The 17,613-nt window shown below is 68.9% G+C and carries 14 protein-coding genes, 1 tRNA gene and 3 pseudogenes; 11 read left to right on the top strand and 7 right to left on the bottom strand.

Annotated elements, in window-relative coordinates; all coding sequences use genetic code 11:
* The first annotated feature begins 24 nt into the window (after positions 1–24).
* Positions 25–1,233, top strand: coding sequence for an MFS transporter (locus ACFYW8_RS42945; protein WP_389092836.1), 1,209 nt, complete (start codon positions 25–27; stop codon positions 1,231–1,233).
* Between the two features lie 97 nt (positions 1,234–1,330).
* Here the strand turns inward: ACFYW8_RS42945 and ACFYW8_RS42940 are convergent, their stop codons facing one another.
* Entirely contained in the window at positions 1,331–2,509 is a 1,179-nt protein-coding gene (locus tag ACFYW8_RS42940; RefSeq protein ID WP_389092832.1) for a transposase, read from the bottom strand.
* A 90-nt stretch (positions 2,510–2,599) separates the two neighbouring features.
* Here ACFYW8_RS42940 and ACFYW8_RS42935 point away from each other — a divergent pair.
* Both ACFYW8_RS42935 and ACFYW8_RS42930 read left to right on the top strand, forming a co-directional pair.
* Positions 2,600–3,401: pseudogene (locus ACFYW8_RS42935) on the top strand (IS5 family transposase).
* Between the two features lie 225 nt (positions 3,402–3,626).
* The gene (locus tag ACFYW8_RS42930; RefSeq protein WP_389092828.1) at positions 3,627–4,994 is read left to right on the top strand and encodes an FG-GAP and VCBS repeat-containing protein; all 1,368 of its coding nucleotides are present in this window, start codon (positions 3,627–3,629) and stop codon (positions 4,992–4,994) included.
* Positions 4,995–5,220: 226 nt separating this feature from the next.
* On the opposite strand, the gene ACFYW8_RS42925 is transcribed toward ACFYW8_RS42930, so the two are convergent.
* Both ACFYW8_RS42925 and ACFYW8_RS42920 read right to left on the bottom strand, forming a co-directional pair.
* On the bottom strand, positions 5,221–5,553 hold the full coding sequence (locus ACFYW8_RS42925) for a hypothetical protein (RefSeq protein ID WP_389092823.1): 333 nt from the start codon (positions 5,551–5,553) through the stop codon (positions 5,221–5,223).
* Positions 5,554–5,598: 45 nt separating this feature from the next.
* Positions 5,599–6,120: a hypothetical protein gene (locus ACFYW8_RS42920; protein WP_389092819.1), complete on the bottom strand. Its 522-nt coding sequence runs from the start codon at positions 6,118–6,120 to the stop codon at positions 5,599–5,601.
* A 297-nt stretch (positions 6,121–6,417) separates the two neighbouring features.
* On the opposite strand from ACFYW8_RS42920, the gene ACFYW8_RS42915 reads away from it, so the two are divergent.
* Positions 6,418–6,804, top strand: a complete 387-nt coding sequence (locus ACFYW8_RS42915; RefSeq protein ID WP_389092815.1) for a hypothetical protein — start codon at positions 6,418–6,420, stop codon at positions 6,802–6,804.
* A gap of 125 nt (positions 6,805–6,929) precedes the next feature.
* Here the strand turns inward: ACFYW8_RS42915 and ACFYW8_RS42910 are convergent, their stop codons facing one another.
* The 4 genes from ACFYW8_RS42910 to ACFYW8_RS42895 all read right to left on the bottom strand — a co-directional run bounded on the left by ACFYW8_RS42910 (position 6,930) and on the right by ACFYW8_RS42895 (position 12,121).
* The gene (locus ACFYW8_RS42910; RefSeq protein ID WP_389092811.1) at positions 6,930–8,480 is read right to left on the bottom strand and encodes an IS4 family transposase; all 1,551 of its coding nucleotides are present in this window, start codon (positions 8,478–8,480) and stop codon (positions 6,930–6,932) included.
* A 266-nt stretch (positions 8,481–8,746) separates the two neighbouring features.
* Positions 8,747–10,705, bottom strand: a complete 1,959-nt coding sequence (locus tag ACFYW8_RS42905) for an NACHT domain-containing protein (RefSeq protein ID WP_389092806.1) — start codon at positions 10,703–10,705, stop codon at positions 8,747–8,749.
* Positions 10,702–11,130 carry a hypothetical protein gene (locus ACFYW8_RS42900; protein WP_389092802.1) on the bottom strand — a complete coding sequence of 143 codons (429 nt, stop codon included), beginning with the start codon at positions 11,128–11,130 and terminating at the stop codon, positions 10,702–10,704. Before ACFYW8_RS42900 ends, ACFYW8_RS42905 begins: the two co-directional genes overlap by 4 nt.
* Positions 11,131–11,548: 418 nt before the next feature.
* Positions 11,549–12,121 (bottom strand): hypothetical protein, encoded by a 573-nt coding sequence (locus ACFYW8_RS42895; protein WP_389092798.1) that lies wholly within the window; start codon positions 12,119–12,121, stop codon positions 11,549–11,551.
* A gap of 330 nt (positions 12,122–12,451) precedes the next feature.
* Between ACFYW8_RS42895 and ACFYW8_RS42890 the strand changes: the two genes are divergently transcribed.
* From ACFYW8_RS42890 to ACFYW8_RS42860, 7 genes and pseudogenes are all read left to right on the top strand, one after another.
* A tRNA-Met gene (locus ACFYW8_RS42890) sits at positions 12,452–12,525 on the top strand.
* A 282-nt stretch (positions 12,526–12,807) separates the two neighbouring features.
* Entirely contained in the window at positions 12,808–13,458 is a 651-nt protein-coding gene (locus ACFYW8_RS42885) for a DUF4232 domain-containing protein (protein ID WP_389092794.1), read from the top strand.
* A gap of 900 nt (positions 13,459–14,358) precedes the next feature.
* Positions 14,359–14,685, top strand: a complete 327-nt coding sequence (locus ACFYW8_RS42880) for a hypothetical protein (protein WP_389092790.1) — start codon at positions 14,359–14,361, stop codon at positions 14,683–14,685.
* Between the two features lie 64 nt (positions 14,686–14,749).
* Positions 14,750–15,664 (top strand): hypothetical protein, encoded by a 915-nt coding sequence (locus ACFYW8_RS42875; protein ID WP_389092785.1) that lies wholly within the window; start codon positions 14,750–14,752, stop codon positions 15,662–15,664.
* 412 nt (positions 15,665–16,076) lie between these two features.
* Positions 16,077–16,322: pseudogene (locus tag ACFYW8_RS42870) on the top strand (DnaA ATPase domain-containing protein); the annotation flags it as partial.
* Positions 16,323–16,522: 200 nt separating this feature from the next.
* Complete coding sequence (locus ACFYW8_RS42865; RefSeq protein ID WP_389092781.1) at positions 16,523–16,915, top strand: hypothetical protein; 393 nt, start codon at positions 16,523–16,525, stop codon at positions 16,913–16,915.
* Positions 16,916–17,170: 255 nt separating this feature from the next.
* Positions 17,171–17,533, top strand: a pseudogene (locus ACFYW8_RS42860) (transposase family protein); the annotation flags it as partial.
* Positions 17,534–17,613: the final 80 nt, after the last annotated feature.

The following is a 17,613-nucleotide window of genomic DNA, read 5'->3' as shown; positions in this document are numbered from 1 at the left end:
CATATGTTCGTTACGGTACGCGGCATGGAACGTTCGCTTCGAGCCGCTCGTGCGGCGACCTATGTCTACTTCGTCCTGTGCGGCACCCTGATGGGCGCCTGGGTGGTGCAGATTCCCGCCGTCGAGGAGCGCGTGGGCATCAGCCACGCGACGCTGGGCGGACTGCTGGTGCTGCTCGGGCTCGGGGCCTTCGCCGGGATGCAGATGGCGGGGCCGCTGACCGATCGCTTCGGCGCGCGCATCGTGGTGCCCACCGGCGGCGTGCTGTGCGGCGCGGCCCTGGTTCTCCCCGGTCTTGCCCACGATCCGTGGACGCTGGCCGGAGCCCTGCTGGTCTTCGGGTTCTGCAACGGCTGTCTGGACGTGAGCATGAACGCGCACGCCGTGCACGTGGAGAAGGCGTACGGCCGGCCCGTCATGTCAGGTTTCCACGCCACCTTCTCTGTCGGCGGCGTCATCGCCTCGCTCGTCGGGGCGGGTGCCGCGACCGTCGGCCTGGAACCGGTCGCGAGCATGGCCGTCATGGGAGCCGTGGGCATCGTGATCGCCCTGGCGTCGGCGCGCGCCCTGCTGCCGCTCTCCCCCACCGTTGCCGACACCGGCTTCATGGAAGAGCCCGAGGTGGCACCGACCGTCACCCGGCGCGGAGCCGGTGGGCGCGTCTGGCTCCTCGCCGTCCTGGCGCTGATGGTCATGCTGTGCGAAGGCGCCGCCAACGACTGGAGCGCTCTGCACCTGAAGGACGTCCTCGGTGCGTCCGCCGGCGCGGCCGCCTTCGCGTACGGCACCTTCGCGGCGGCCATGACCATCGGCCGGCTCGTCGCCGACCGCCTCGTCGCCCGGTTCGGTTCCGTGGCGATCCTGCGCCACGGCGCGGCCATGGCCGCCGTCGGCATCACGCTCGTGGCTCTCGGCCCGTGGATGTGGGCCGCGTTCACCGGCTGGGCGCTGTTCGGCCTGGGCCTGTCCGGCACCGTCCCGCAACTGTTCAGCGCGGCCGGGCACACCGACCCCGCGACCGCCGGTGCCAACGTCTCCCGCGTCGCCGGGCTCGGCTACGTCGGCATGCTCGCCGGTCCCGCCGTCATCGGCTGGCTGACCCACCTCGTCGCCCTGAACCACGCGTTCGTCCTGCTGACCCTGCTGTGTGTGACCACCGCTGCGGCCGCCGGGATCCTGCGCACCGGGTCCGACCGCACGCGCCACTACGAGACGGCACAGAGCGGCAACTGACCGCCGGCGCGGCACGCTCCCAGGGCCCGAGCCACACAAAGGCCCCTCTCATCGGTCGGGCTAGCTTGACTCTGTCGGGGATCTTGGATGGTCGGGCTCAGCTGCCGAGGGTTCGCCAGGACTTTGACCGGGGGATCTCGTTGTGGTCCAGGAAGGCCTGGAAGGCGGTCGGCGGTCTCGGCGAAGGGGGTTCCTCGGTCGGTGACCGGCCGCTGAGTCGTTCGATGTTCACGGCGATGGCCGTGAGTACGTGCTGCAGGTGGGCTTTCGGCTGTCCTCGGTAGCGGCAGCGGCGCATGCCGTGTCCGTGGGCGAACTCGTTGACCGTGCCCTCCACTCCGGAGCGGACCGCGTAGCGGGTCTTCCAGCCGGGTGTCTGCTGCTCGGTGCGGACGCGGAGTTGCAGGTCACGGAGTTCTCGTGGGGGAAAGCCCACGGTCCGGGCGCTGTCGGCGGTGGTGGTGCAGCGGGTGCGGGCCGGGCAGGGTCGGCACTGGCTCTTGGTGAACCGGGCCACGATCAGCGGGGCGGCGGTGGGCGAGGATGTCGGGTAGGGGCCGTGCCAGCCCGCACTGACCTGACCCTGGGGGCAGGTGACCTGCCGGCGGTCGAAGTCGATGTGGAAGTCGTCCCGGTCGAAGCCTTCGTTCTTGCGGTGCTGGCGGGTGGGGTTGCCCGGTAGCGGCCCGCTGACGGTGATCTGGTGTTCGCGCTCGGCCCGCTCCAGGTGGACCAGGGAGGTGTAACCGCCGTCGACCAGGTGCTCGGCGGGCAGCAGTCCGCGACGCGCCAGGCGGGTGTGGATGCCGGGCAGGGCCTGGCCGTCGTTGGTGGCGGCCGACGTGGTGGCCACGTCCGTGATCACGTTGGTGCTGTCGGAGGCACACGTCTCGGTGACGTGCGCGGCGAACCCCTTCCAGCGGATGATGTGCCCGTACCGGACGTAGCGCGCCGTGGTGTCGTAGGGGGAGACGATCGCCGATGAGGAGGGCGGCAGCCCGCCGTCATCAGGCGTGCGCCAGCGCAGGCGGCCTGCCGCGTCGCGGTAGTAGTTCTGCACGACGATCTGCCGCAGGGCCTCGGCCCGCGGGCCGAGGCGGTAGCCGGATCCGTGCCGGTGGAGGTGTTCCAGCAGTCGGCACGCGTCGTTGCCGGCGGCGAGGATCCTGGTCTTGGGCCGGGTGGGGTTCTTGCCCAGCCGGACCGGACGGCCGTAGCGGCGCCCCCAGTCCTCGTCGACCAGCCCGATCAACAGGTGCGAAGCGGTGCGGGCCACTTCCTACAGGACAGCGCGGACGGCCTCGGTGACCAGTTCCAGCCGGGTCAGGTCACGTACCGCGGCCAGGACGTGGGTGGAGTCGGTGCGCTGCGTGGTGCGCTCGCGCACGAGACCGGCCTCCTTCAGCCGGGCCAGCGCGTGGTGCCGGAGGCGCCGAGTCGGCCTCAGGAGGTGGCCGGCGTCGGCACGGTGATCGGGAAGTACTGGCTGCGATCGTGTTCGTGGCCACGTCCGGCTGTACGTGGCAGCAGCTGCCCTCCGCCTCGTTCGGACCTTCGGGACCCACGGCTCACCGACGTTTCACCGAGTGGTCCAAGGCTCGGGTGTGGGCGAAGCTCCATCGCCTGGTCCTCGACGAGCTCGGTTCCCGCGGCGAACTGGACTGGTCTCGCTGTGTGATCGACTCGGTGAACATGCGGGCCCTGAAAAAGGGGATCCGACGGGTCCGAATCCTGTGGATCGCGGCAAGTACGGGTCGAAGATCCACTTGATCACCGAGCGCACCGGCCTGCCCCTGTCGGTCGGCATTTCAGGGGCGAACATGCACGACAGCCAGGGCCTGGAGCCGCTCGTGCGGGGCATCCCGCCGATCCGATCGCGACGCGGTCCACGCCGCCGCAAACCCGGCAAGCTACACGGCGACAAGGGTTACGACTACCGCCACCTGCGACAATGGCTCCGCAGCCGGGGCATCACACACCGCCTGGCCCGGCGAGGCATTGAGTCCTCCACCCGCCTGGGCCGCCACCGCCGGGTCGTGGAGCGGTCCGTGGCCTGGCTCGCCGGCTGCCGCAGACTCCACCGCCGCTACGAACGCAAAGCCGAACACTTCCTCGCCTTCGCCGCCATCGCCTGCACCCTCATCTGCTACCGCCGACTCACCAAATGAGATGACTTCTTAAGGGTCCGCCTTTGAACCTTCGCTTCTCTGCGCCGACGTACAACTGTTCGCCCCCATCGTCGGTCTCCTGTTCGCGGACCACACGCGTCACCCGGGGCAACTTCCGGTGAACGACGTGACGCCCCCACCCACCCCCGGCCACGCATCCCGCTTCGGCGCCCAGATCGCCGACTGACCCACCGCCTCCACAACTCACAAGGAACCCCAACGCCCATGCCCAACCGCACAACGACCACGCTCGCCACTTTCCTCGTAGCGGGCCTCATCCCCCTCGCCCTGCCCACGGCAGCAGCGAGCGCCGCGCCCGCGAAGTACGGCGACGACTTCAACGGAGACGGCTACCGCGACTACGCGTACGCGAGCTTCAGCGCCCACGGGGGCGGCGGCGTCACCGTGGTCTTCGGGACCGCCACCGGGCCCGGCTCCGCACAGCAGCGCATCACCCAGTCGAGCGCTGGCGTGCCCGGCTCCGACGAGGCCGACGACATGTTCGGCGAGGTGCGGGCCGCCGCGGACTTCGACGGCGATGGATACGGCGACCTCGCAGTGGCGGCGGTCGGCGAGAACGGCTCCCACGGCGCCGACGAGGGCGCCGTGACGGTTCTGTGGGGCTCCGCCTCCGGCCTGTCCACGGGCACGACTCTCCCGAACAAGAACCCGGGCCGCAACAACTACATGGGCAAGGATCTGGCGACCGGCGACTTCAACGGAGACGGCAAGCAGGACCTAGCCGTCATCAACGGATCCATGACCTACGTCTACCGCGGCCCCATCAAGCGCTCCGGCACCACCGGCACCGTGACCAAGCTCGACAAGACGACGTCCTTCTACGCCACGGCCCTGATCTCCGGCAAGGTCAACGGCGACACGAAGACCGACCTCGCGATCATCGGTGACGTGGTCAGCCCCGACTACATCGCGTCCGATGTCTGGTTCATCAAGGGCGGCGCGAGCTCGCTCACCCCGGCCAACAGCCTCCGCCTGGAGTCCGAGTCCGGCAACGGCGGCAGCTCCGAGCGCGGCGGCGACGGTGTCATCGCCGACTTCGACAAGGACGGCTACGGCGACATCGCCGTCGGCACATCCCTCTACTCCAAGCACAAGGGCCGCGTCAGCGTCTGGTACGGCTCCTCCGCCGGCCCGTCCCGAAACACCCGCCTCACCCAGTCGACCAGCGGCGTCGCCGGAACCCCGGAGAACTACGACGAGTTCGGCTCATCCATCTCGGCGGGCGACGTCAACGGTGACGGCTACGCCGATCTCGCGGTCGGCGTGCGGGGCGAGGAGATCGACGGCCAGGACTACGCGGGCGGCGTGCACGTCTTCAAGGGGCGGGCGAGCGGCCTGTCCGGTACCGGTTCGCAGTGGTTCGACCGCAACACCCCCGGCGTACCCGGTGCGCTGACAGCCGACGACCAGTTCGGTGGCCTGGTACGACTGCGCGACACGAACGGTGACAAAAAGGCCGACCTCTACGTGAGCGCCGCCAGCGGTCTGCGGCTGCCCGGCTCAGCCGGCGGCATCACCACGACGGGCGCGACGGAATACAACGCGATGCCCATCGACGGCTTCCTGCAATAACTCCCCCGAACGAACAGGAGCCTGTCTCTGGACCCCGTCGATCGCACGGAGCGCGGACGCAGCATCGGCCGGTGCGTATGGCGGACGTGCGTGCCGGGACCCGGCGCCCTGACCTCCGCTAGGCAGATTGCAGGCCCGGCGCGCTCCGTCACCACATAGACGAGATGAGCCGTCCAGGCGTTACACCTGCCCGGGGAAGCCCGGACAGGTGCCCGCCGCGCTCAGATCAGGCGGCATTCCCCGGCGCAGCCGCGTCGCCCTCTGGCGACTCGCCTTGAGCCTCAAACTCCCCGGGGGCAGGCGAGGCGCTACCCGCCGCGATCCGCGCGCGATCGGTCTGCCCATCCTGGCGAAGCTGTTCCCGGCGAGTCTTGCCGCGCTCAATCAGCGCGGTCTTGGCCACATCGAATCCGTACCTCACCGCTGCGGCCAGCGCTGCACCCGACCCGATCAGTGCGCCGAAAAAGCTGATGGACTGGTGCCCACCCCCGGTGTGAGTCGGGCTGTTGCAGCCCGAGCTTACGGTTCGCGCGCGCGGAGCCTCGTCCTCATCTGTCACGGATCCCCCCCTTGCGGCCCTACATACCCGTAGGGCCCGGGGTACTCACCCGTGTTCGCCGCGCACCTTGCGGCGCACCGGGTCCAGGTCGGCGACGGGGATCTGCCCTTGCAGGGGCAGGCGCGCCTCGTGCCACGCCATCTTCGCGCGGGCCTGGTCTCCCCCGGCGTCGCCGATCAGCAGTCGCCGGGCGACGCCGTTGGGCAGGGGTCCCTCCCCCAGGTCGACGAGCCTCACGACCATGCGGACGTTGTCGAACTTGGTGCCCGCCTTGGGCTCGTTGGTGCGGTAGACGAGCACCCAGCGGCCCACCAGGGACTCGGCGCGCGCGATCATCGCCCGGCCGGGGATGGTGGTGTCCTGCTCGGTGCGGATCATCTCGGGGATGCCGGAGGAGGGGATGAGCGTGAGCAGGCCGCGGCGGCTGGACTCCTTGGTCTCGACCTTCTCCAGGGACGCGGCGCAGTCGAACATGATGCCGTTGTCGGCGCCGCAGACGGGACGGCCGCAGGAGTCGAGACGCGTCAGCCGCACCGTGTCGAGGTTGGCGATCAGGGGGCAGGTCATGCCTGGAACCTCCGTGTGCTTGGAGGCCCGGCCCAGAACCAGCGGCGTCATCGAAAGCATAGCTGCGCCCTGTGCTGACGGGGGCTCAATGCGGCGCCCTCGGCTTGCCCGCGGATCAGCTCTGGCACGGGGATGGTCGGTGACGTCGTCCCAGCCAGCGAGATGCGTGCACCCAGCATTGACGTGCCCCGAACAGCGGTGATACAAGATCACCACACTTTCTATAGATCATATTCACCTTGTGCACACATCTCTTTGATGTCCCGGCACACCCCTGCGAACCAAAGGCCTCTCCCCATGCGACTCACCACCATGCGACGTATCGCCACCGTCGGCGCTCTCACCGCAGCGGCAATGCTGACCAGCGGCTGCGGCTCTTCCAACGACGGACCCCAGACCCCCAAGGACGCCGTCAACGCCTTCTACAAGGCCGGGATGGACGACGACGCCGATGCCCTCGCTGATGCCACCTGCTCGAAGTACGCAGACAGGGCGAGCGAAGCACTGTCGGGAATATTCGGGGAAGACAGGATCCTCAGCATCGAAATCGCCAGCGTGAAGGAGAACGGCACGACTGCCGTAGTCAACCTCTCGGAACACAAGGACGGGGCCACAAGCTCAAACATCCTGTACACCGTCGTCAAGGAAGACGGGCACTGGGCGTGGTGCGGGGACGCCGACTGAGAGACCGGGCGAAAGCCCCGTCGCTCGACGCACGTGACGGCCTACCTGCTCGCGGCAGGCCGTTTCCACGTGCTGCACACGGGCTTTGACTGCCCGACACCGGGCCCTGACCCAAGGCCGGGTAGTTAGCGTTTTGGCTGGTCATGCAAGGTGGGTTGGGGTCCATGCTGTGGCGGCGTAGAGGCCGGGGCCGAGTTTGTGGATGAGGCCGGTTTCGGCCCATCTGGAAAGCTGTCGATACATGGTCTCCATGGTGATGTCGCCGAAATGGGAGGCGATGTCACGGGGACGCCAGAGGCAGTTGGGGTCCTTCTCGAGCAGGGCCAGGATCCGGTGACGGCGGCGCTCGGGAAGGGCGGTGTGCCGGTCGTCGCGGGAGACGGCGGGGAGCTGGGTGCCTGATCCACGGGTTCGATGACGGTGACGTCGAGGCGGGTGATGGTGCGGCTGGTATCGGGTCGGCCGTCGGCGTGGCGCACGCTGTAGCGGGACATCGGTGACTTGACCTTGCGGGTGCTGACCCGTTGCCGGCGGGTCGGGAGCAGGCCGGTCAGGATCCGACGGCCGATCGTCCCGAGGAGAGTGTCCCGATCGGTGTCCGCGGGGATGATGCCGGTGGCCTGGATCACTTGGTCGCGGGCGGTGTGGAGCGTGATGCTGAAACAGCAGCGGTCCGGGTCGGTGCCGGGGAGGGACTCGGCGGCGTCGACCATCACGGTGCGTAGGGCCTGGTAGAGCGTGAGCAGTGACCACATCTCCTGCTCGATGCCTGCCGGGTCGCCCGAGCGGAGGTTGTGACCGTTCATGATTGTGTGGCGGAGCGCGTAGTACGCGGATTCGTGTTCCCACCGCTGGTGATAGAGGCCCACCAGCGTGGTGGCGGGGTGACGGCGGGCGTCGGTCAGGGTCGTGACCAGTCGGTAGGACCCGGTGAAGGACGTGCCGTCCGCGCAGGTCACGGCGATCTGTGCGTCGATGACCCGTACTTTCACGGTGCCGATCACCGACAGGTAGGAGCCGTCGACGAGACGGGTGAGGACCGGCGTGCGCCGGTTGCTGCGGAGCCGGCCCAGGACCTGGGCGCCGGTGCCGGTGACCGACGCGAGGAAGGCATTGCTGTCGAATCCCTTGTCCCACAGCACCAGCATGTCCGGCCGCAGCAGGTGCAGCAGCCAGCCGGCGTAGCTTGTCTCGCCCTCGGCGGTGGGGCCGAACACCGCGCCGACCAGGGCCCGGGTGCCGGTCTCGACCAGTGTCATCAACTCCAGCGTCGGATAGCCATGATGCGAAGTCCTGCCCAGCCAGGCCCGGTTCCGTTCGGAATCGGGAACCCTCAGCGAACTGCAGCCGTCGAACGACACCATCCGGTACGGACCGAAACGCACACCCGGCGTCGTCGGCCGGGCCAGCAACCCGGCCAGCACCTCGAACAACGCCCGCACCGGCGCGCTGCCGATTCGCCGGCGCAGGTCACGCAACGCCTTCGCCGACGGACAGACCACCGGCATCCCGGACAGACCAGCGGTCAGCTTGTCCCAGACGAGGCGGTAGCCGACCTCGGGGAACAGACACATCGCCAGCAGGAAGTAGACCCCGACCCGCGACGGCAGATCACGCAGCCGCCGCTGCACCGTCCTGGTCTCCGCAAGGACCGCGTCCACGAGTTCGAACGGCACGACGGCAGTCAGCTCCCCCAGATGCCCGGGAGCGAACCGGCCCGCGGCCACAGTGACCGTTCGGGTGATGGCCGTCAGTGCAGACGGCAGGACACAATGAGGGGGCAACGGAGCTCCTTCGGGACAAGCTGTCTTGGTCGACTGCCTGTACCAACGAGCTCCGTTGGTCTACGTCGAGAATCCTTCAACTCCCTTGCGTGACCTGCGAAAACGCTAACTACCCGGCCTTGGGCCAAGGCCCACCCACCGACTGGCCTGATCATGGACTACGGCGCGACCGGATCGTCGGACTCCACGAGTTCAACCTGAGTAACCGCGGGCGGGCGCCCCAGCCGGTCCTGCAGCCGGGCGTGCCGGAACTGGTACACCGCCCCGGCCTGGCGGAGGACGCCACGGCGGGCGGCGTCGGCCAGGAAGGTGTTCACCCGCCAGGGAAGCTGACCGCGCAGCGGCAGCCACAGCCGGGTGAACAGCACCCACCGTCCCCAGGCTGTGCCCGCGAGGGTCAGGGGCAGCGCAGCGATCGGGCCCAGCCCCGTCTGGCCGAGGAGGAAACCGCCTGCGTAGACGGCGATGCAAGCCGCCAGCCATAAGGTCAGCGCGATGGTACGGCTGCGTGCCAGGAGGTGGGCGGGGGTTCTGGCCTCGTGCTGATCGCTGGCCGTGAAGAAGGCGCTGCCGAAGAAGATGACGGCCAAGGTGGCCGCGATGGTGACGAGAGCGGCATGGACTCCGCCGATCAGAAGCCCTGGGATGGCTGCCAGCGGTGCGTACGCGCCGCAGCTCGCCACCGCACGCTCCAGGTCGACGGGTTTCGGGCGCAGTCGGAACCGGCCGAGTCCCTGCCGCTCCCTGGCGAGGTAAGGATAGATCGAGCTCGCCAGGGAGCCCATGAAGGCCCCGGACAGGGCCGCGCTGACCGGTCCCGCCGGGACGAACGCGCCGTTGACCGCACCACAGAGAGCCCCCCAAATGATCATGATAGCGGCGAAGATCAACACCTGAACGTGAGGCGGGACGGTGTCCGCCAGGCGCCACCATGCGAGGTCGCGGCTGGCCAGGGCGTTCATGTCCGCACTCAGGCGGGCGAGCCACTTCTCCGCCCGTTCCGGGCGGTACCGTACAGGCTTCTCGCCCTGGAACTTCCGGGGCGGGCGCGTCGAGTAGCTGGCGGGCACGAAGCCGTCCAGCAGGAGGTCCTCGACGGCGGGAGCCTCGGACAGCCAGCCGTCCTCCAGTAACTCCGCCGGGTCCCTGCCCCCCTTGGGTCCGTAGGCGCGGTGGGCCAGGGCGGCCATCAGCGGGTTAGTCAGGACGCCGCGCAGGTGCCCGGTGTACGGGTCATCGTCGCAGAGTCGCTGAAGGACGGTGTCCCACTCGACCGGTGCACGGGCCAGGTACGCGGCCACATCTGTGGGATCGAGCGGACGCAGCCTGACGCCAGCTGCAGCCCGCAGCACGCTCCCGTCGGCGGTGACCTTCCCGAACGCGGACTCGCGCATGGCCACGACCAGGGGACGCTCCGGCTCACGGTTCAGCTCCTCGAACGCTTCCTCCTGGAAGTCCTCGTGCATCTCATCGAGCCCGTCCAGAATGGGCAGGAGGCGGCCCTGCACCATCAGCCACTGGGCGAGGGTGCCACCGCCGGCAGGCGCGGGCTTGGCCAGTTTGCCGTAGGACTCGTGCAACCACCTGACCAACCAGTCTCCCAACGAGTCCCGTTTCGGGTCCCAGTTGCCGACTGGCACCACGACCGGAATGGCGTCGTCCATCCGTCCCAGCAGCCCATGCGCCAAACGGGCGGCGAACACACTCTTGCCGCTGCCAGCCGACCCGACGACCAGCAGCCGCTGTGACGGCACCGCGTCGTACAGCCGTAAGGGCTCGACGAGGTCGTCCAGTGCGGCGGGAGGCTCGGCGGCGACGTCCCGGGGGTCTGACACGGCCTCCCCGGAAGGCGTGACGACGTTGACCCACCGATCAACACCTCTCCCCCGAACCAGGTTCCAGCGGACCGTCATCGGCGCCGGATCGTCGATCGCGTTCAGGTACGTGCGCAGGTTGGCGGTGAGTTCCGCACGGAACCTTTCCACCGCCAGCGCCGCTAGCTCGGCCTGCTCATGGGCACGGCTGGAGCGCAGGTTGATGGTCGTGTTGACGTCACGAACGTCCCCGTTGATCTCGGGGGCGCCCCTCCAGAACCAGCGGTGCCGGACGGAAGTCATGACGCCGCTCCTTGGTCCCACCCGTCGACCTTGATGCGTACGTTCCCGGTAACACTTCCCCTGACCAACGCGGATCCCGGCGCCGCGGCGGCGTCCGTCCCGGGACTGGCCGCATACGGGGACGCCGCCATGCCAGACACCTCCGTCGACACGTCACCGCCCACATTTCCGCCGACGGCAACCCCCCCGAGTCCCGTGACGGACAAGGGCGGCATCACGCCGGTGTCCGGTTCCGGCGGCGGGGTCGGCCGCCGGAGCATCAACCCGAGCACGCTCGTGACCATGGCGACAAGGGCCCCGATCACCGAGGACACCTTCTCCGCCCGGTCCAGGCTCTGCCCCGGAAGGAACACCACGAACAGCAGGGCGCACAACCCGGCGAGAAACAGCGTGCTGAACATCGTCAGCTTGATGGGTCGACTCATTTCCGCATGATGCGCACTCCTGACCCGATCCATGCCTGAATGCCATAAATACACATTCCGAAGATCGATAGTGATCGAATCCACTCAAGGAGCGACCGGGAGTCCATTGAGGATCTCGGCGGCCCTTGTCGATCAACGCCGATCCCTTCGAGCGAACCGGGCCGCCGCCCGCCGCCTGAAGGCGCACCCGCTCCCGCTTCTCCTGCTCCTTGGGCATCAGCCCGCCCCCGTGCGCGAACCACATGTGGAGCCCCGCCCCGACAGCGTGCGGGGCTCCACATGTGCCTTGCCCGAGCGGTGCCACGAGGTCATCGCGTCCGGCACTTCTTGGTTTTGCCGGCTGGCCACCGTGAGGAAGGCGGCGTGCTGCGGGCGCGGATGATCCGTTCAACTGCCGACGTCGACAGCCCGCGCTCCGTCATCTCACACTCGTCCAGGCCGAACCACTCGGTGGGCGCAGACGGATGCGGTGGACGTACCAGCGGCGGATCAGCATGTCCCGGTCCACGTGCACCGACATGCCCAGCACCGGCTCGCAGTCCGCGTCCCACTCCGGCATCACCGCCTGGTCCAGATGCACGCGCAGCCCGCCGCGGCGCAACCGAATGTCCGCCACGGAGCCGAGCGGCGCTCCGTCGGGCTGGGCGAAGTCGAAGCGGGCTTCCTCACCCCGGCCGTGAAGCCAAGCGGCGGCCGCGGACTTCACGTACAGGTGGTCGGCGCTGTTCACGCCGCGGGCACGGCGACCGCACAAGTGAGGGTGACCGTCGGGGCCCGGGTGGTGGGCGAAGTGGCAGACCCGGTCGGTGTACAGCTTGGTGGTCAGCTGAAGGCCGCAGCCGCCGAGAAGCAGCCCGCACCAGAACGTGTCGTGCTCGTGACGGCGACGGAAGGAATCCAGCTCGATCGCCTCCAACGGCAGAATCAGCGGCTCCTCCGAGTCCGCACCGCCCAGAACTGCCGTCTGAATCTGCCGCCTGTCACCACGCACGAAACCCCACCTTTCGCCCCACCTCATCGTGCCATCCACACCATTGGCCTCACAGACGACCGACATGCTCACACCGTCGTACGCAGCGGGGCAGGATCAGTGGCAACAGCCGGCGTGCCGAGCGGCACGCTCCGCCTGGGGCCGCCGCGGCGCAAGAGCCCGGGCGGTCGCGGATTCGCGGCGACGCCGTCTCGCGGCCGAAGCGGTTGGCCTTCGCGGCGGAACCCGTCATCCGGTGCAGCCACGGCCGCGTTCGCCGACGCCCCTCACGACAGGCTGTCGATCATGGTTTTGGTGTTGGGACAGTTGACGTAGGGTGGAGCAATACGACGCGGGGTGGAGCAGCTCGGTAGCTCGCTGGGCTCATAACCCAGAGGTCGCAGGTTCAAATCCTGTCCCCGCTACTGAAACCTGAGGGGCCAGCACAATGTGCTGGCCCCTCAGGCGTGTCCGGCCCCGGGGCACGCGCGACGTTGCAGCATGCGTGCCGGGCGGGCCGAACTACGCCGTGGACACGACGAGATGTCGGCGGATCCGGATCCGCCTACGAGTGCCCTGAAAGCCTTCTTGGAGAGCTGCTGCGAGGCCAGGACATTTCTATTACAGAGCTGTCGAGACTCCCCTCACACAATAATGATCAACACGGAGCCCACCGGCGCCCGTCCAAGCAACAGGGAAGAATCATCATGCGACTGTTCCACGCTGCCGCCGCATTCGCTGCCACGTCCGCGCTGGCCCTGACACTCACCGCCTGCGGGAGCGACAGCGGCAGCAGCAGCGCCTCGGACAGTCAGTCGTCCGCACCCGTCGCCTCGCCCGCGACCACCGCGTCCAGCGGCGCCCCGGCCGAGAACGCGGGTGCCACCAAGGACACGGGCAGCAGTTCGGGCGCTGGCGGTACGGACACCAGCAGCGCCGGTGCCGGCCGCTGCCACACCGCCGGGCTGGGCTTCTCGTTCGGCTCCGGCGACGGCAAGGTCAGCAGCTCGGACGACCAGCAGCAGCTGGCCGTGGTGCTCAAGAACAAGACGTCCTCCGCGTGCACCCTCCAGGGCTTCCCCGGGGTCGACCTGAAGTCCTCCAACGGCAGTTGGTCGCTGACCCGCAGCAGTGTGACGCCCAAGAAGGTCACCCTGACCGCCGGCAGCAGCACGACGTTCACCATTACCTTCCTTCCGTGGACCCAGGGCAGCGGCACCGAGTTCAAGGCCACCTCGGTCGTCATCACCCCACCGAACGAGACCACCTCGACCACCCTGACCTGGCCCGGTGGCAGTCTCCTGCTCCAGGATGGCGCCACGCGCCCGGGCACCTACACCGGCCCCGTCGGCGGCTGACGGCTCGCACCGGCCAGCCCGGGCTCCGGCCGCAACCTTTTTCAGGCCGGTCTGCGCGCGTTCGACTCGTGAGCGATGCGCACCGCCGTTCGGCGACGCCGCATCGCTCACCGGCCGGCCCGGCGCAATCGGGGCCGGCGATGTCATACGCCCCGGTGCCAGGGGCTGACGCTCCAACTTGGCCTTGCGCTCCCCCAGGACGGGCTCGAGCCGCTCATCGTGGGTACTCCCCGGCACGGCCCCCGTACCCGTCCGGGCATCCTTGACGCAGGTACTGCCTGCCACGGCCTGGCAGCGCCGGCAATTCCTCTTGATCCAGTACCGGCGCGCCACCTGGTCGTGTAGCAGCTGTCCCAATCTGCCGCCCAGCCCGACCCTCCGCGCGCTGCTGCGGACCCAGCTCACCGAACTCGCCGACTCCCCGGACGAGACCACCGGCACGCTGCGGATGCCTCGCCGTCGGCGCGGTCGTCTCCGACACCGGCATCAGGTCGGGCGAGATGTGCGCACTCTCGATCGAAAACCTGTCGCCGCTCCTGGAGAAGCTGCGCGTGGTGCACCGACCCCAGGGCTGGAGCGAGGCGGAGGCGTGCACCGAGCTGCTCGCCCTGTCCGGCTTGTCCCGCGCGGCGCTCAAGCGCTGGCTCCCCGAGCGCCAGCGACTGCTGACCCGGGCCGGCGGCACCGCGACCGCGCTGTGGGTCTCCCCGCGCGGCAACCACCACGACGGCCAGCACGTGCCCGAGGGAACGCCCCTGATGCCCCGGGGCCTGGCCCGCGCCTGGACCCGCACGGTCACCGACACGAACAACGAGCTGGCCGGACAGCCGTCCTGGGAACCGCTGCCCACGCGCATGGAGCAGCTGCCGCGGCATCACGCCCAAGACCGCGGCCGCGCCGATGACGCCCGACGCCGAGAAGGCCGCCGCGATCCTGGACGCCGTCGCCGACCGTGGCCGCGCGCTCGCCGAGCTGCGCCGCGCTGGCGAACAGGACTCCACCACCGAACTGCAGGCCCGCGTCGCCGTCCGCCAGGCCGTGCGCGACGCGTGGGCGGAGGGCATCGAGCACACCGTCCAGCTGTCCGTCCTCGCCGAGGCGGGCCTGGCCGACGACGCCGCGCTCGCGGCCGTCGGCTGGGAGCCTGTGCTGCTCACCGCAATCGACCGGAGCCAGGGCTGGGGCCGCCCCTCCAAGACGTCGGATGCCGTGCCTTCGAAGGGCTGACCGGCGCCGGTGACGGCCTGAACGCGCCCTGTCGCAGGGCAGGTTGGGATCTTTCGCTCTGCCCATGTCGAAGCAGAAGCCGGGCAGGAAGCACCGGACGCCCCAGAAACGGGCCCCACGCCACCCCTCGGTACCGAGCCCGCGCGCAGCGGCTCCGGTTCTGCCAGGCGGTGGCGGGCTGCCGCTGCGCGGCAGCCTGGACCAGACGGCGATGCTGCTGCAGCACGCGAAGCCGGACCAGCTGGTGGAACTGGTCCTGCCGCACCTGTGGGCGGCCCTCGCTGACGGCCGTGTCCCGGCGAACGTGTGCGTGGACGCGTGTATGACGCTGCGCAACGCCTACGGCCAGCTCGGGGTCCGGGCTGAGCTGCTGCCGGTCGATCTGACCGTTCAGTACAAGGACGGGGGCGGCACCCGATACGGCTCACTCACGCCGAGCTGGACCGGGACCTCATGGAACGGGCACTGCGTGCTGGTGCTGCCTGACTCCGAGCGGTTCGTGGACGCCACCGTGGAGCAGTTCGAGGAGATCCGTGAGATCGGTGCCGGGCCGATGATCGGCAAGGTGACCCTGTCGGCCCACGGCGACGGCTCGATGATGAAGCCGGGAGCACAGGTGATGCTCCAGCGCGGCGACCTGGTGCTCACGTACACCATCGCCGGGCCGGACGCGCTGGCCTCCATCGTGGAGCACCCGGAGGCGGCGGCTCACGCCGACGGTCACCGCCGCACCGGCGTGAACGTCGCTTCCTTCACCCTGGCTGCCCTGCGCGGCGAGGGCGTACGCGGCCGGGCGATGCAGGCCCCCCACCCGAGGCTGCGGGCTTTGCTGCGGGCTGTCCAAGACGCCCCGTACGAGGCCGATGAGGCTGGCGACGTGAGGTTCCGCCTGGCCGATCAGACCGGCTGTGAGCAGTGGCTGCGGCTGGACGAGATCCCGCTGCCGTCGACTGTCCCGGCCGCCTGGCCCCGTTCGTAGAGCCGGGGGCAGGGCCCAGCCACCGGGGCTCCTGGTCATGGAGCCGGGAGAGTTCGACTGCGGTGTTGCGGCCACGGCGTCCAGGCCGGCCGCTGGCGCGAGCACCCCTCGAAGTCATCGAGCGAGTCGAACGCCCGCGTGTCGCTGTCGGCCGTACCGGTGCGGGGGTACGGGCGGGGAACGGTCCATATCCGTGAACTCCGGAAAAGCTCCACCTGTCCAGCAACTTTGCCAGTTTCGGACGCGCTGAGGGGCGCCAGCCACGGGCTGGCGCCCCTCGCAGGTGTCTGACGCGCGGCCGCTCACCCCGTACACCTGGCGTCCGGCCACCGGGGCCCATGACGGCCTCCTCGACATCCAGCACATCGACGAGTACGAGATCGACGTCATCCAGATGCGGTTCCCGGGCTTGGGCACGCACGTGCGCTACGTGAGCTCCGAGGCGGTGTTCACCAACGAGGTCATCAACTCACTCCGGGACGGCAAGGGCGACACCTTCTACAAGCAGTACCGGGAGATGGGCATCCTGCCGGTCGACGACATCCAGTTCACGGAGGACAAGGAGTCGACGCAAGAGGAGTTCTTCCACACCTTCAATACGACCGTCATGCACGCCGACCGCAAGATCCGCGCTGGTGGCCGAGCGCCGCTCCATCTGCAACCAGGTCACCGAGCTGACGAACCGCATCAAGAACGGTGGGCCAAAAATGGCAGCATCGCGGGCGGCCCCGGCCGAGGCTCCGCCGACGGCTCGATCGTCGCGTCCACCCTCGGTACCACCGACCGCACCCGGAGCCCTACGTCGAGAACAGCTCGCTCGGCAACCACAAGGGCGACATCTACAAGGACGACGACCTCGTGTTCCTGAAGCCGACGCCCGACTTCAGCCTGGCGAAGTTCGAGGACTTCACCGAGAAGACCCACCCCGAGGTTGGTGTCGGCGTAGCCAGTTCTCCGCCGCCGAGAAGGACGACGCGCAGATATGCCTGGGCGCCGCAACGGGCGCAGGCCACCGGCTCCGGCTACGTCACCAACTGCTGCAAGGAGCTGGTGGAGAACACCGTCGACATCGAGCGCGGCGTGAACATCGTGGTCAAGGACGGCAAGTACGTCACGTCCACCGGCAAGAAGCTGTTCCTGGTCATGAAGGACACGACGAGGAACTCGGCCTCAGTTTTACGAGGTCAGCAGGTTCGAGACGTAGATCAAGGTTGGCTCTGCTCCCACCCGCACGACTCGCAGACATCGTGATGTCCGTCATGCACAAGCCCCAACTGACCGGCGAGGGCACCGGCCTCGGCATTCGCCCTACGACGGGCTCAATGCCGCAGAGTACCCGCTGAGCTGCAGCTTTCGCTCCTCGCTGCCTCGTTGTCAGTGAGCGTTTTCAGCGTGGCCACTGATCGGGTGACGGCGGTGGCATGAGGCGGATGCCCGCACCACACAGGGCTCCCGTGCCGTTGAGGGAGGTGTTCGAAGTCTCAACCCACCGACACAGGAGCCCTGTTGGTTCCTTATCCTGCCGCACTCGACCTCCCTCACGCCCTGGTCGAGTGGGTCACGATGCTCATCGTCACCCGTGAGGGTGACCGACGGTGCAAACTCCCGCCGCACCAGCGCGCCCTGGTCGCACTCGTGTACCTACGTCGTCACGACAGCCTGGCGAGGATCGCGCACGGCTTCGGGATATCCGTGGGCACCGCCCACGCCTACGCCACCGCCGTCGTCGATCTGCTTGCCGACCGTGCTCCGGGCCTGCTGAAGACCCTGCGCCAGGAAGACCCTGCCTCCGTCCTCCTGGACGGGACCCTCGCCGAGTGCGACCGCGTCGGTGACGGCCGGGCGGACTACTCGGCCAAGCACCAACGCCGGTAAGTTACGGGCCCGTCGGAGTCCTTGACGTGGCAACAGGGCCTCTGTGTCGACTGGTTTCGACCAAGAAATCCGCC

Source organism: Streptomyces sp. NPDC002742 (genome assembly GCF_042888885.1).
Classification (GTDB): Bacteria; Actinomycetota; Actinomycetes; order Streptomycetales; family Streptomycetaceae; genus Streptomyces.
This window is presented reverse-complemented; position numbering and strand designations above follow the sequence as displayed.